At 67.2% G+C, this 13,821-nt stretch carries 12 protein-coding genes and 2 rRNA genes; 6 read left to right on the top strand and 8 right to left on the bottom strand.

Features of this window, described 5'->3' with window-relative positions; genetic code table 11:
- Positions 1-450: 450 nt before the first annotated feature.
- From D7D94_RS12550 to D7D94_RS12540, 3 genes are all read left to right on the top strand, one after another.
- On the top strand, positions 451-1,188 hold the full coding sequence (locus D7D94_RS12550) for a winged helix-turn-helix domain-containing protein (RefSeq protein WP_156242939.1): 738 nt from the start codon (positions 451-453) through the stop codon (positions 1,186-1,188).
- 64 nt (positions 1,189-1,252) lie between these two features.
- Complete coding sequence (locus D7D94_RS12545) at positions 1,253-2,236, top strand: DNA-3-methyladenine glycosylase family protein (RefSeq protein WP_156242938.1); 984 nt, start codon at positions 1,253-1,255, stop codon at positions 2,234-2,236.
- 21 nt (positions 2,237-2,257) lie between these two features.
- Positions 2,258-2,452 carry a hypothetical protein gene (locus D7D94_RS12540; protein WP_156242937.1) on the top strand — a complete coding sequence of 65 codons (195 nt, stop codon included), beginning with the start codon at positions 2,258-2,260 and terminating at the stop codon, positions 2,450-2,452.
- A 248-nt stretch (positions 2,453-2,700) separates the two neighbouring features.
- Here D7D94_RS12540 and D7D94_RS12535 read toward each other — a convergent pair whose 3' ends face one another.
- Genes D7D94_RS12535 through D7D94_RS12520 form a run of 4 tightly spaced genes read right to left on the bottom strand, consistent with a single transcriptional unit; the run spans position 2,701 to position 6,508 of the window.
- On the bottom strand, positions 2,701-3,459 hold the full coding sequence (locus D7D94_RS12535) for an iron ABC transporter ATP-binding protein (RefSeq protein WP_156242936.1): 759 nt from the start codon (positions 3,457-3,459) through the stop codon (positions 2,701-2,703).
- Complete coding sequence (locus D7D94_RS12530; protein WP_156242935.1) at positions 3,456-4,454, bottom strand: iron chelate uptake ABC transporter family permease subunit; 999 nt, start codon at positions 4,452-4,454, stop codon at positions 3,456-3,458. The genes D7D94_RS12535 and D7D94_RS12530 overlap by 4 nt, the downstream gene beginning before the upstream one ends.
- Positions 4,444-5,463 (bottom strand): ABC transporter permease, encoded by a 1,020-nt coding sequence (locus D7D94_RS12525; RefSeq protein ID WP_156242934.1) that lies wholly within the window; start codon positions 5,461-5,463, stop codon positions 4,444-4,446. The genes D7D94_RS12530 and D7D94_RS12525 overlap by 11 nt, the downstream gene beginning before the upstream one ends.
- A 19-nt stretch (positions 5,464-5,482) precedes the next feature.
- The gene (locus D7D94_RS12520; protein WP_156242933.1) at positions 5,483-6,508 is read right to left on the bottom strand and encodes a siderophore ABC transporter substrate-binding protein; all 1,026 of its coding nucleotides are present in this window, start codon (positions 6,506-6,508) and stop codon (positions 5,483-5,485) included.
- A 139-nt stretch (positions 6,509-6,647) separates the two neighbouring features.
- Here D7D94_RS12520 and D7D94_RS12515 point away from each other — a divergent pair, with 139 nt between their 5' ends.
- The gene (locus D7D94_RS12515; RefSeq protein WP_156242932.1) at positions 6,648-7,436 is read left to right on the top strand and encodes a siderophore-interacting protein; all 789 of its coding nucleotides are present in this window, start codon (positions 6,648-6,650) and stop codon (positions 7,434-7,436) included.
- 9 nt (positions 7,437-7,445) lie between these two features.
- Here D7D94_RS12515 and D7D94_RS12510 read toward each other — a convergent pair whose 3' ends face one another.
- Positions 7,446-8,006, bottom strand: coding sequence for a hypothetical protein (locus tag D7D94_RS12510; RefSeq protein WP_156242931.1), 561 nt, complete (start codon positions 8,004-8,006; stop codon positions 7,446-7,448).
- A gap of 38 nt (positions 8,007-8,044) precedes the next feature.
- Here D7D94_RS12510 and D7D94_RS12505 point away from each other — a divergent pair, with 38 nt between their 5' ends.
- Positions 8,045-8,341, top strand: a complete 297-nt coding sequence (locus D7D94_RS12505; RefSeq protein ID WP_156242930.1) for a DUF503 domain-containing protein — start codon at positions 8,045-8,047, stop codon at positions 8,339-8,341.
- Between the two features lie 21 nt (positions 8,342-8,362).
- On the opposite strand, the gene coaBC is transcribed toward D7D94_RS12505, so the two are convergent.
- Complete coding sequence (gene coaBC, locus D7D94_RS12500; protein ID WP_156242929.1) at positions 8,363-9,565, bottom strand: bifunctional phosphopantothenoylcysteine decarboxylase/phosphopantothenate--cysteine ligase CoaBC; 1,203 nt, start codon at positions 9,563-9,565, stop codon at positions 8,363-8,365.
- A 69-nt stretch (positions 9,566-9,634) separates the two neighbouring features.
- On the opposite strand from coaBC, the gene D7D94_RS12495 reads away from it, so the two are divergent.
- Positions 9,635-10,342, top strand: a complete 708-nt coding sequence (locus D7D94_RS12495; protein WP_156242928.1) for an NRDE family protein — start codon at positions 9,635-9,637, stop codon at positions 10,340-10,342.
- A gap of 126 nt (positions 10,343-10,468) precedes the next feature.
- Here the strand turns inward: D7D94_RS12495 and rrf are convergent.
- Positions 10,469-10,585: ribosomal RNA gene (gene rrf, locus D7D94_RS12490) — 5S ribosomal RNA — on the bottom strand.
- A 103-nt stretch (positions 10,586-10,688) separates the two neighbouring features.
- Positions 10,689-13,795: ribosomal RNA gene (locus tag D7D94_RS12485) — 23S ribosomal RNA — on the bottom strand.
- Positions 13,796-13,821: the final 26 nt, after the last annotated feature.

The raw sequence follows: 13,821 nt of genomic DNA, 5'->3' as shown, positions 1-13,821 counted from the left end.
CGCCCGGCGGGATGGCCGAGGGCCGGTGTGCAGATCGCCTCGCGCATCCCGCCCGGAGACGTCAGATCCGTCATCTTTCGTCACGGAATCCGTCACATGCGGTCTCCGTTTGACATGCGCCGACACGCCCGGACATAATCGGCGACATGACTGACAGCACACAGCCCTTGTCCGCCCAGGAGGCGAACGGGACTGCCGGCATGATGATGGCCGGCTGTGTTGTCACGTGCTGTCGAATGTGCCGCTGACTCGGATAACCCCTCAGCAGCACCGACAGGGCACAGCGAGATCCGCATGACCGCCTTGCCCCCGAGCTCCGACTCCTTCGGAGCCTTCGACACCGCCGCACCCGGCACCGGCCGTCCTCCAGATCAGGCGATCACCGCCGATCCGGCCGACTCTCAGCACGACCGAACCCTCCCGGTTCCCCCGCAGAAGGATTCCATCATCATGTCCGCTTCCCTCCTCGAGCGCACCACGACCATCCCCGCCGCCCGCCCCGCCACGCGCCCGACGCACCTGCGCGCCGTGCCGAACTCCGTCGACGTCGCGCCGCAGCCGACCGCTCAGCCGGGTGCCGCTCAGCCGGGTGTCGCCCCGCGCGGGTTCGCCCTCTACGTCGGTCTGGACGAGATCAAGGCCGCCGCCGACGGCGTCTCGCTCTCCACGATCGTCGAGGCGCTGCGTCGCACGATCTCCGAGCTCTCCCCCTCCGCCGAGACGTACGCGGCCGTCGCCCTCGCGCCGCAGTCGGCCGGCGGACGCGACGTCGACGTCGTGCGCCTCGCCCTCAAGGAGCCGGGAGCCGTCGCGCGCATCCAGCCCGAGACGACCGAGCCCGACCACGCGCAGGGCGTCGTCGTCGACATCTCCCGCAAGCGCGTGCTGCTGGACGGCGAGTCCGCGGCGCTCACGTTCAAGGAGTTCGAGCTGCTGCAGTACCTCGTCCTCCGCGAGGGCCGCACCATCGAGCGCACCGAGCTCGTCGAGTCGCTCTGGCAGGCGCAGAGCGACGACGAGGCTCCCGGTGAGCGCACGATCGACGTGCACGTGCGTCGCCTGCGCGCGAAGCTCGGCCGCTACGAGGACATCGTCCGCACCGTGCGCGGTGCCGGCTACCGCTTCGACCGGCACGCCGACGTCACGATCCGCTACGGCGCCGGCGCTCCTTCGCCCGACCGCTTCTGACGTCGACGGGTCTGCCCCGCGACGGGTCCACGAGTTTGTCGGACGCGCGGCGTAGCCTGGCGGCATGATCCCCCCGGCCGCGCTCGAGTCGCGCTTCGCGACCCGTGAGCGCGACCCGAGGCCGGATGCCGGACCACGCCTGGAGACGGTGTACCGACCGCGGCGGCCGCTGAACCTCTTCGCCACGGTGGCCGTGTTCCAGCGCGGGCCGGGCGACCCGGCTCAGGCCTTCGCCGACGGGATGATCTGGCGCGCGACCCGCACGCCGGAGGGCGTCGCCTGCACGGCGCTGCGCCAGATGCCGGATGGCGCGGTGCGAGCAGCCGCGTGGGGTCCGGGCCGCGCGTGGGCGATCGGCCAGGTGCCCGCGCTCTGCGGAGCGCTCGACGATGACGACGGCTTCGACCCGTCCGGCCATCCGCTCGTCGAAGACGCGCACCGCCGCTATCCGGGCGTGCGGCTGGGGCGCAGCGACCTGCTCTTCGACGCGCTCGCGCAGGCGATCACCGAGCAGAAGGTGACGCTGCAGCAGGCGTTCGGTGCGTGGCGCAGCCTCGTGACCTGGTTCGGCGAGCGCGTGCCCGGGCCGACGCCGCGCCCGATGTTCGCCCCGCCGACCATCGATGGGTGGCGGCTCATCCCCTCCTGGGCATGGCATCGCGCGGGCCTCGAGCCGCCGCAGTCGCGCACGATCGTCGAGGCTGCGCGCCGTGGGCCGTCGCTCGTGCGCGCCACCCTGGCCGCCTCGGATGGCGAGGGCCGGGATCGCGCGCTCACGGCCATCCGCGGGATCGGCGTCTGGACGGCCTCGGAGACGAGGATCCGCGCGCTCGGCGACCCCGATGCCGTGAGCGTGGGCGACTTCCACCTCGCGCATCAGGTCGGCTATGCGCTGACGGGCACCCGCACCGACGACGACGGCATGCTGGAGCTGCTCGAGCCGTGGCGCGGCCACCGGCACCGCGTCATCCGGCTGCTGCTCGCGTCGGGGGTAAGCGAGCCGCGTCGCGCACCGCGCCTGCACATGGAGGACCACCGCAACCGTTGAACCGCGGGGCATGATGGAGCCATGACTCGCTCCCGCACGGTTCTCGTGGCCATCGGCGTCCTCGTGCTGGCGGTGGTCGTGGGGCTCATCCTCGGCAACGTGTGGCTCGGGCTCATCCTCGGCCTCGTGGTCGGCCTGATCCTGTTCCTGTCGCTCGAGTCGCGTCGCGGTGACAATCAGGGCGTGAACGACGAGGGGCACGGCATCGAGCTGTAGCGGCGGCGGGTCGAGCGTTCGGTGCACGCTCGGTTCGGTGGTGCCGAGCTCGCCGATAGGCCGCGCTCTACGCGAGAACCGCACCACCGAGCGCGCGCGCCCTCGATCCGGTGGTGCCGAACTCACGCTTAGGGGCCCGTATACGCGAGAACCGCACCACCGAAGGCTCCGCCCCTCGATTCAGTGGTGCCGAACTCACCGAATGGCCGCCGTATGCGAGAGTTCCGCACCACCGAGCCCCGGCCGCGCTACCCGTAGTAGAGCGCGACGGGCTTGCCGTCGATCTGCCGCACATCGACCGCGGTGTCGTACACGGCCTCGAGCACGTCCGGGCGCATGATCTCCGCCGCGGGAGCATCCGCGACGACTCGGCCTTGGCGCATCGCGACGATGCGGTCGGAGTACGTCGCGGCGAAGTTGATGTCGTGCAGCACGACGATGATGCGCTTGCCGAGCTCATCGGCCATCCGCCGCACCAGCCGCATGATCTCGGTCATGTGCTTGAGGTCGAGGTTGTTGAGCGGCTCGTCCAGCAGCACGTACTTCGTGTCCTGTGCGAGAACCATGGCGATGAACGCGCGCTGGCGTTGCCCGCCCGACAGCTCGTCGAGGAACCGGTCGCGGTACGCCTGCAGGTCGAGGTAGTCGATCGCGCGCTCGATGTGCTCGCGGTCGACGGCGGTGTGGCGCCCCTTCGAGTGCGGGAAGCGCCCGAACTCCACCAGGTCGTGCACGGTCAGCCTCGCGGAGATGTGATTGTCCTGCCGCAGCACCGCGAGGCGCTTGGCGAGGTCTGACGACGCCGCCTTCGCGACCTCCGTCCCGTCGACCGTGACGCGGCCAGCGTCGGGTGGGATGAGCCGCCCGACGAGCCCGAAGAGCGTCGACTTGCCCGCACCGTTCGGCCCGATGAGTGCGGTCACGCCCTCGTCGCCGAACGCGATCGACACGTCGTCGAGCACGGTCTGACGCCCGTAGCGCTTGGTGGCGTTCTCGAGCGCGATCATCGCGCCCCCTTTCGCAGAACGAGGAAGAGGAAGAAGAGCCCGCCGGCGAACTCGATGACCATCGACAGGCTGCCGCCGAACGCGAAGATCTGCTCGAGCACGAGCTGGCCGCCGAGCAGGCACACGACGCCGAGCAGGGCGGCGGTCGGCAGCGTCCACGCGTGGCGGAAGGTGCCGGCGTACGAGTATGCGAGGTTCGCGACGATGAGCCCGAAGAAGAGGATGGGTCCGACGAGCGCCGTCGACGCGGCGACCATGACCGACACGATGCCGAACAGCGCCATGACCACGCGTCGGTGGTTCACGCCGAGCCCGACGGCGGCGGGTTCGCCGAGGGTGAGGACGTCGAGGGTCCGCAGCAGGGGCACGACCGCGGCGCAGGCGGCCGCGACGAGGATGGCCGTGAGCAGCAGGAGCGTCTCGTCGGGCCGGGTGAGCGAGGCGAACATCGCGTCCGACAGCACCTGGAAGTCGAGCGGATCGAGCATCCGCTGCATCCACTCCGTGAAGCTCCGGAAGAACGTGCCGAGCACGATGCCGACGAGCAGCATGAGATGGATGGAGCGCCGCTTCCCGCCGAACATCCAGGTGAAGAGCACCACGCTGAAGGCCACCATCACGACCAGCTGCACGGCCCACAGGGTGAGCGCGTCCATCCGCAGGAACGACGCCGAGCCGAAGAAGAAGACCACGATCGTGGAGATGAGCACGTAGAACGCGTCGAACCCCATGATCGACGGCGTGAGGATGCGGTTCTGCGTGAGCGTGTGGAAGATCACCGTCGAGACGCCGACCGCCGTCGCGACGACGACCATCGCGAGCACCGAGAGCCCGCGCACCTTGAGCGCGAAGGCGAGCGATCCCGGCACGTCGGTGAAGAGGTAGGTCGCGATCAGCGCGAGCACGGCCGCGACGAGCAGCGAGAGACGAGCGGATGGCCGTCGCCAGAGAGCGACGACGCGTGCGGATGGCGCGGGTGCGGTCTCAGTGAGCACGGCTCCTCCTTCGCAGCAGCAGCCAGAGGAAGAGCAGGGCGCCCACGATGCCGACGATGACCGACAGCGGGATCTCGTACGGGAAGCGCACGACGCGCGCGACGATGTCGCATCCGACGACGAAGACCGCGCCGAGACCGGCGACCCACGGGATGGACCGGCGCACGTTGTCGCCGATGATGAGGCTGACGACGTTGGGGACGACAAGCCCGAGGAACGGGATCATCCCGGCGGTGACGAGCACGGCGGCGGTGATGACGGCGACGATGACCATCCCGACGGCGACCACGCGGCGGTAGTCGAGCCCCAGGTTCGTCGCGAACTCCTCCCCCATGCCGATGACGCTGAACCGGTCGGCGGCGAACCACGCCACCACGACCATGACGCCGGCGACCCAGAGCATCTCGTAGCGCCCCTGCATCACGGTGGCGAAGCTGCCCTGCGCCCACTGTCCGAGCGACTGCAGGAGGTCGAGCCGGTACGCGAAGAAGGTCGTGACCGCGCCGACCACCCCGCCGAGCATGATGCCGACGAGCGGCACGAGCACGAGCTGCCGGACGGGCACTGCCCGCACGACGCGGAGGAAGACCCAGGTGCCGACGAGCCCGAAGACCGCCGCCACGCCCATCTTCCCGACCACGGCCATCCCGGGCCAGAAGACGATCGTGACGAGCATGCCGAGGGTGGCGAACTCGCTGACCCCGGTCGTGCCGGGCTCGACGAAGCGGTTGCGGACGAGCATCTGCATGATGAGGCCGGCGATGCCGAGCGAGGCGCCCACGAGGATGGCCGCGAGCGTCCGCGGGATGCGGCTCGCGACGAGCAGGTAGGCCGCGCTGCTGTCGGGCCCGCCGGTGAGGAGCGACAGCGGCGACACGTCGGAGACGCCGACGAACAGGCTGACGCCGACGAGCGCCACGAGGCACGCGCCGATGAGCGCCCCCACCCACGTCCGCCGAGGGCGGGTGGGGGCGGGGGCGCTCGTCGGCGCCGAGGCGGTGAGGGTCACGGTCGATCGAGTGAACCGATCAGGACGCGATCTGCATCACGTCGTCGATGAGCAGCTGCGTTGTCTCGATGCCGCCGTAGACGATGTACCAGGCGACCGGGTCGAGGTAGACGATGCGGTCGTTCTGAGCCGCCGCGGTCTGCTTGACGATGTCGTTGTCGAGCACCTCCGCCGCCGCACCCGCCTCGGCCTCGCCGGTGGCGACGTCGCGGTCGACGACCCACAGCGTGTCGGGGTTCTTCTCGAGGAGGAACTCGAACGAGACCGGCTCGCCGTGGGTGGCGGAGGCGATGTCCTCCACGACGGGCTCGACGCCGAAGACGTCGTACAGCAGGCCGCCGCGGACGTTGGCGCTGCCGCCGCCCTGCTCAGACGGGGCGAGGGCGCTGAGCTCGCCGCCCGACACCATGACGCCGAGGCCGGTGCCGGCTTCGGCCGTGACCGCCTTGGCCTCGTCGATCCCCGCCTCGAGGTCTTCGAGCGCGCTGGCGGCCTCGTCCTCGGCGCCGAGCACCTCGCCGAGGAACGTGACGTTGCGCTCGAGCGTCTCGGTGTACGTGCCGGCGATGCCGAGGTCGATGGTGGGGGCGATCTCGCTCAGGTCCTCGTAGAGCCCGGACGAGCGCCCGCCGATGACGATGAGGTCGGGCTGCTGCGCCTCGATCTCGATGAGGTCAGCCTCGAAGAGGGTGCCCGCGTTGAAGGCGTCGTCGGCGAGGGCGTCCTGGAGGTAGTCGGGCACGGAGTCGAGCGGGGCACCGGCGACCTCGCCGCCGAGAGCACCGATCGTGTCGACCGTCGACATCTCGAAGGCGACGATCTTCTCCGGATTCTTCGGCACCTCGACCGTCGTCTTCTCGAGCTCCGGCTCCTCGTCCTCGCCGGCGATATTGCGGTCCCACGAGAACTCCACGGTCTCCGCCTCCGATGCGGTGGGAGCATCTGCGGCTTCGGCCGCCTCCTCGCCGGCGGACGAGCAGCCCGCGAGGACGAGAGCGGATGCCGCGACGAGCGAGAGCGTCGCGATCGGACGGGTGATGTGCATGCTGTGCCTCCTGGAAGGGAGAGCGCGGTGTCTTCCGCGGTCTCGATGTGGGGGACGATGCCGGCGGCGCCTCGCGCCGAGGTGTCTCACTCAGGTAAGCGCAACCTAACCGGATCGAAGGAAGGCTAACCTAACTTCTATGACCCTGTCGAATCCCGCCGTCATCACGTTCTCGCTCGAGCGCACTCGTCTCGAGCTCCGCTTCCGCCTCACGCGTCTCGTCGCGAGGGACTGGATCGCGCCGGACTACGTCCGCGTGCGGGTGCAGGGCGATGACCTCGCGGGCTTCGGCGAGGGGCTCGGCGACGACGATCACATCCGCATCTTCTTCCCCGAGGGCGAGCCGGCGAGCGTTGCCGAGCTGCGCGAGTCGCCGTCGCGCGAGTTCACCCCGCTGCAGTGGGGCGAGGACTGGCTCGACCTCGAGTTCGCCGTCCACGGCGACGCGGGCGTCGCCGGCGTCTGGGCCGCGACGGCGCCCCTCGGCTCACTCCTCGGGGTCGGCGGGCCGCGCGGCACGTGCCGGATCGAGGGCGCACCCGAGGCCTGGTTCCTCGCGGGAGATGAGACCGCCATCCCGCAGATCCGGCGCTTCGCGGCGGCGATTCCGGATGGCGCGAGCGCGCGGATCCTCGTCGAGGTGGCGGATGCCGCGCACGAGGTGGCGATCGACGCGCCGGTGCCGGTCGAGTACCTTCACCGCGACGGCGCCGCCCCGAGCGCGGCGCTCATCGCGCGTCTCGACCAGCTGACGGAGACGGACCGCCCGGAGGGCGACGTGTTCGCGTTCATCGCGGCCGAGCAGGCGGTCGTGAAGGCTGGCCGTGCGCTCGTCGCCGGGCGCTGGGGCATCGACCCCGAGCGCGCGGTGATCAAGGGGTACTGGAAGGCGGACGAGAGCGGCGCGACGTACCACGCCGCGCACTAGCGGCCGGCCTCAGCGGCTGGGTCCCACTCCATCGAGCCAGGACGCCCAGTGCGCCTTCCACCACTCCGCCTCGTCGATCGTGGGGAGCTTCTCGTGCGTCACAGTGAGCTTCGTCGTCTCCCCGGCGACCTCGGCGGCGAACACGACGTCGCCCGCGCTCTTCCCGTCGTACATCACGCGGAAGCGCAGCCGCTTCGTCTCGGGCTTCGACACCAGCCGTGTCTCCAGGCCGGGGAGCAGGTCGCGCCGCAGGTCGTCATCGAGCAGCGCGGCGCGGAAGGTCTCCGCCTGCACGAGGATGGTCCGGCTGCGGGAGACGCTGAAGGTGCCGTCGGGCATCTGGCCGGGGAGACGCAGCCCGCGGATCCGCTCGTAGCCGACGGTGACGGCCTGCGCCCACCACGGGTCGACGTTCTCGTCGTCGACGAGCCATCGGGCGATCGCAGTGTGGCCGGCGTCAGGCCCGGGACCGGCGTCGATGCGCTCGACCCACTCCGGCCATCCGCGCCCCGTGGCGGTCGTCACGGCGGCGTCGTCGACCGACGGCTGAGCAACCCATCCGCTGTCCATGGAGCGACTCTATGCCCGGCGGTGCGAGACTGGGCGGCATGTGGATCGGCTGGGTCGTGTTCGACCTGCTCCTCGGCGACGTGCGCTCGCTCAAGGAGAAGCGCAGCATCATCCGCCCGCTCATCGCCGACCTGTCTCGACGCACCGAGGCGGCCGCGGCGGAGGTGGGCGCGCACGACCTGCATCGCCGGGCGGAGATCGGCATCTCCGTGATCGGCGGCGACGCGACGCACGTGCGTGACGTGCTCGATCGCGCCGAGCGCATGCTCGCGGAGGAGCACCCCGAGATCACCCTGCTCTCCGCACACCGGGGCCTGCACTCGAGCGACGACTGAGGGTCGCGCTGCGGCCGTGCGTCAGGCGCGGACGGCGAGCACCGCGTCGACCACGGCGTCGGCGACCTCGCGCTTGGTACCCGAAGCGGAGGCCGCGACCGAGTCGCGTGCATCGATGATCGTCACGGTGTTGTCTGCGCTCTCGAAGCCCTGGGTCCAGCCGACCGCATTCACGACGAGCAGGTCGGCGCCCTTGCGGCGGCGCTTGCGGACGCCGCGCTCGACGAGGTCCTCTCCCGTCTCCGGTGTCTCCGCCGCGAACCCGACGATGGTCTGCCCCTCCCGGCGATCGCGTGCGAGCGTCGCGAGGATGTCGTCGTTCTCGACGAGCTCGAGGGTGGGCGGAACGCCGTTCGCGGCCTCCTTGGTCAGCTTCCGCTGCGCAACCTCGGCCACGCGGTAGTCCGCGACCGCCGCCGCCATGATGACGACGTCCGCCGTCGGCGCGAACTCGCGCATCACCTGGCCCAATTCGGCCGCCGTCCCCACGCGTCGCACGTCGATACCGGCGAGCTCGGCGACCACGACGTCGTCGACGTGCGCTGCGACGAGCGTCACCTCCGCGCCCCGGTCGGCCGCGGCACGTGCGATCGCCGCTCCCTGGCGTCCGCTCGAGCGGTTGCCGAGGTAGCGCACGGGGTCGATCGGCTCCCGTGTGCCGCCCGCGGAGACGACGATGCGCAGTCCGGCGGCATCCTGAGGCCGGAGCGCCGCTGCGATCGCCGCATGGATCTGCTCGGGCTCCGCCATCCGCCCCGGCCCGCTGTCGTCGCCCGTCAGCTGTCCGGATTCCGGGCCGATGAAGCGGATGCCCCGGTCCCGCAGCGTCGCGACGTTCGCCTGCGTCGCGGGGTGCTGCCACATCTCCGTGTGCATGGCGGGCGCCGCGAGCACCGGCGCACGGGTGGCGAGCAGGGTCGTGCCGAGGAGGTCGTCGGCGAGACCCGCGGCCATCCGCGCGAGTGTATTGGCCGTCGCGGGCGCGACGACGATGAGGTCGGCGGCTTGGCCGAGTGCGACGTGCCGCACGCTCGCGACGTCGTCGTGCACGGAGGTGGTCACCGGATGGCGGCTGATCGCCTCCCAGGTCGGCAGTCCGACGAACCGCAGCGCATCGGCGGTCGGCACGACGTGCACCTCGTGGCCGTCCTTCACCAGCAGTCGCACGAGCTGCACGACCTTGTACGCGGCGATCCCGCCCGTGACTCCCACGACGATGTTCATCGTGAGCGATTCTCGCATCGGACCGCCGCCCCCGCTTCGGATGGCGGCAATAGGCTGGGGGCGATCGTCATGTGCACCGTCGTCATCCGCGTCCCCGAGATCGCTTCCGAGCCCATCCGTCTGCTCGCCGTGCGCGACGAGGACCCCGACCGCCCGTGGAACCCACTGGGCCCGTGGTGGTCGGAGCGGCCCGGCGTCGTCGGCGTGCAGGACCGCCTCGCCGGCGGAGCGTGGCTGGCCGCTCGCGGCGATCGTCTCGCCGTGCTGCTCAATCGCGCGGGCGAGCCGGACCTCCCAGCAGAGCAGATCACGTCGCGGGGCGGCATCGTGCTCGACGCGGTCGAGGGCGTCGAGCCCTCGGCGCCGTCGACGCTGGGGTTCAATCTCGTCACCGTCGGGGGTGGAGCTGTGTCCGTCACCTCGTGGGATGGCCGGCGCCTGCAGGTGCAGGATCTCGCGCCGGGCACGCACATGGTCGCGCATGACGACGTCGACGACCGCGGCACTCCGCGCATCGCCGCCTGGCTCGACGCGTTCGCGTCGGCGCCGACGAGCGGGACGAGCGGAGAGTGGTGGCGGGAATGGCTTCAGGTGCTCGAACGCAGTGCCCGTGTGGGCTCGGAAGACGATCGCGCGATCATCCGGGACAATCGGCCGCACGGCTATCCGACGCAGTCACTCCTCGCGTGCGTGGCCACGATCGACGCACGCGGCAGCGACGTGAGGTACGCGGAGCTGTTGCACCCCGGGAAATGGTCGCCGCTCTCTTTTTGGTGAGCAGCCGCCCCGTCCCGGTCGTTGAGCGAGGGAGCGCAGCGACCGAGCCGGAACGCGGTGGGCGGGGAATGGGCCTGGAATGCACGAAAGGCCACCCGTCGTCGGGTGGCCTTTCGGTTACGTGAAGTCCGGCGGTGTCCTACTCTCCCACAAGGTCCCCCTTGCAGTACCATCGGCGCTGAGAGGCTTAGCTTCCGGGTTCGGAATGTGACCGGGCGTTTCCCTCTCGCTATGACCGCCGAAACACTTGGTGATGTGTTTCTGACATCTAGCTTCTCTATGAAACTGTTTGGTGCCCGTACATCGGGAACCACAAAGTGGACGCGAGCACTCGCAGAAGGAGTGTGTTATCAAGTCATCGGCTTATTAGTACCAGTCAGCTGCACCCATTGCTGGGCTTCCACGTCTGGCCTATCAACCCAGTAGTCTGCTGGGAGCCTCTCACCCCGAAGGGTATGGAAGTCTCATCTTGAGGCCGGCTTCCCGCTTAGATGCTTTCAGCGGTTATCCATCCCGAACGTAGCCAACCAGCGGTGCCCTTGGCAGGACAACTGGCACACCAGAGGTTCGTCCAACCCGGTCCTCTCGTACTAGGGTCAGATCCTCTCAAACTTCCTACGCGCGCAGCGGATAGGGACCGAACTGTCTCACGACGTTCTAAACCCAGCTCGCGTACCGCTTTAATGGGCGAACAGCCCAACCCTTGGGACCTACTCCAGCCCCAGGATGCGACGAGCCGACATCGAGGTGCCAAACCATGCCGTCGATATGGACTCTTGGGCAAGATCAGCCTGTTATCCCCGAGGTACCTTTTATCCGTTGAGCGACAGCGCTTCCACAAGCCACTGCCGGATCACTAGTCCCGACTTTCGTCCCTGCTCGACCTGTCAGTCTCACAGTCAAGCTCCCTTGTGCACTTACACTCGCCACCTGATTGCCAACCAGGTTGAGGGAACCTTTGGGCGCCTCCGTTACTCTTTAGGAGGCAACCGCCCCAGTTAAACTACCCACCAGGCACTGTCCCTGAACCGGATCACGGTTCGAAGTTAGATATCCAGAGTGACCAGAGTGGTATTTCAACAACGACTCCACGGTAACTGGCGTCACCGCTTCAACGTCTCCCACCTATCCTACACAAGCCACACCGAACACCAATACCAAGCTGTAGTAAAGGTCACGGGGTCTTTCCGTCCTGCTGCGCGTAACGAGCATCTTTACTCGTAATGCAATTTCGCCGAGTTCGTGGTTGAGACAGTTGGGAAGTCGTTACGCCATTCGTGCAGGTCGGAACTTACCCGACAAGGAATTTCGCTACCTTAGGATGGTTATAGTTACCACCGCCGTTTACTGGGGCTTAAATTCTCAGCTTCGCCTTGCGGCTAACCGGTCCTCTTAACCTTCCAGCACCGGGCAGGCGTCAGTCCGTATACATCGTCTTGCGACTTCGCACGGACCTGTGTTTTTAGTAAACAGTCGCTACCCACTGGTCTCTGCGGCCACCACACCCTTTCCGGAGCAAGTCCGTATAAGTGGATGGCCCCCCTTCTCCCGAAGTTACGGGGGCATTTTGCCGAGTTCCTTAACCACGATTATCTCGATCTCCTTGGTATTCTCTACCTGACCACCTGAGTCGGTTTGGGGTACGGGCGGCTAGAACCTCGCGTCGATGCTTTTCTTGGCAGCATAGGATCACCCACTTTTTATCCCCATCACATCTCAGCCTTAATGAGTCACGGATTTGCCTATGACTCGGCCTACATGCTTGGACCAGGACAACCATCGCCTGGCTTGGGCTACCTTCCTGCGTCACACCTGTTAATACGCTAACCGCACCAGCATGGGGTCACGCGCTCCCCCGGACGGTGCCACCCGAAGGTGACGATGTCCGGCTTTGGGCGTTTAGCACCACTGGATTGATTGGGGCGGTTCTTCGCCGGTACGGGAATATCAACCCGTTGTCCATCGACTACGCCTGTCGGCCTCGCCTTAGGTCCCGACTTACCCAGGGAAGATTAGCTTGACCCTGGAACCCTTGGTCTTCCGGAGGACGTGTTTCTCACACGTCTTTCGCTACTCATGCCTGCATTCTCACTCGTGTGCCGTCCACGGCTGGATCACTCCGCCGCTTCACCCCGCACACGACGCTCTCCTACCCATCAACACGGCTGGACCACGAAGGCCTACCATTAATGTCAATGCCACAGCTTCGGTGGCGTGCTTGAGCCCCGTTACATTGTCGGCGCGGAATCACTTGACCAGTGAGCTATTACGCACTCTTTCAAGGGTGGCTGCTTCTAAGCCAACCTCCTGGTTGTCTAAGCAACTCCACATCCTTTCCCACTTAGCACGCGCTTAGGGACCTTAGATGGTGGTCTGGGTTGTTTCCCTCTCGACGATGAAGCTTATCCCCCACCGTCTCACTGCTGCGCTCTCACTTACCGGCATTCGGAGTTTGGCTGACGTCAGTAACCTTGTAGGGCCCATCGGCCATCCAGTAGCTCTACCTCCGGCAAGAAACACGCAACGCTGCACCTAAATGCATTTCGGAGAGAACCAGCTATCACGAAGTTTGATTGGCCTTTCACCCCTATCCACAGCTCATCCCCTCAGTTTTCAACCTAAGTGGGTTCGGCCCTCCACGACGTCTTACCGTCGCTTCAGCCTGGCCATGGATAGATCACTTCGCTTCGGGTCTAGGACACGCGACTGATGATCGCCCTATTCAGACTCGCTTTCGCTACGGCTACCCCACACGGGTTAACCTCGCCACGTATCGCTAACTCGCAGGCTCATTCTTCAAAAGGCACGCCGTCACCCCAACAAGGAGGCTCCGACGGTTTGTAAGCAAACGGTTTCAGGTACTATTTCACTCCCCTCCCGGGGTACTTTTCACCTTTCCCTCACGGTACTTGTCCGCTATCGGTCATCTGGGAGTATTTAGGCTTACCAGGTGGTCCTGGCAGATTCACACGGGATTTCACGGGCCCCGTGCTACTCGGGATACCACTCGCGGCAGGAACACGCATGTCGACTACGGGGCTACCACCCGCTCTGGCCGGCCATTCAAAACCGTTCGTCTATACGCACCTGTACCACGCGGAACACGGCAGCGTCCCCTAGTGGTCCCACAACCCCGAACGTGCAACGCCTGCCGGCTATCACACACGACTCGGTTTAGCCTCTTCCGCTTTCGCTCGCCACTACTCACGGAATCACTATTGTTTTCTCTTCCTGTGGGTACTGAGATGTTTCACTTCCCCACGTTCCCTCTACCCGCCCTATATATTCAGGCGGGAGTCACCAGGTCAGCACGCCGCCTGGCGGGGTTTCCCCATTCGGAGACCCTCGGATCACAGCCCGCTTATCGGCTCCCCAAGGCTTATCGCAGATTGCTACGTCCTTCTTCGGCTCCAGATGCCAAGGCATCCACCGTTTGCTCTTAAAGACTTGAAATCACATGAGTACACACACCCCAGCCG

Origin of the sequence: Microbacterium oryzae, from assembly GCF_009735645.1 — a bacterium.
Classification (GTDB): Bacteria; Actinomycetota; Actinomycetes; order Actinomycetales; family Microbacteriaceae; genus Microbacterium; species Microbacterium oryzae.
The sequence above is the reverse complement of the archived record's forward strand: the minus strand, read 5'-3'. Positions and strand labels throughout refer to the sequence as shown.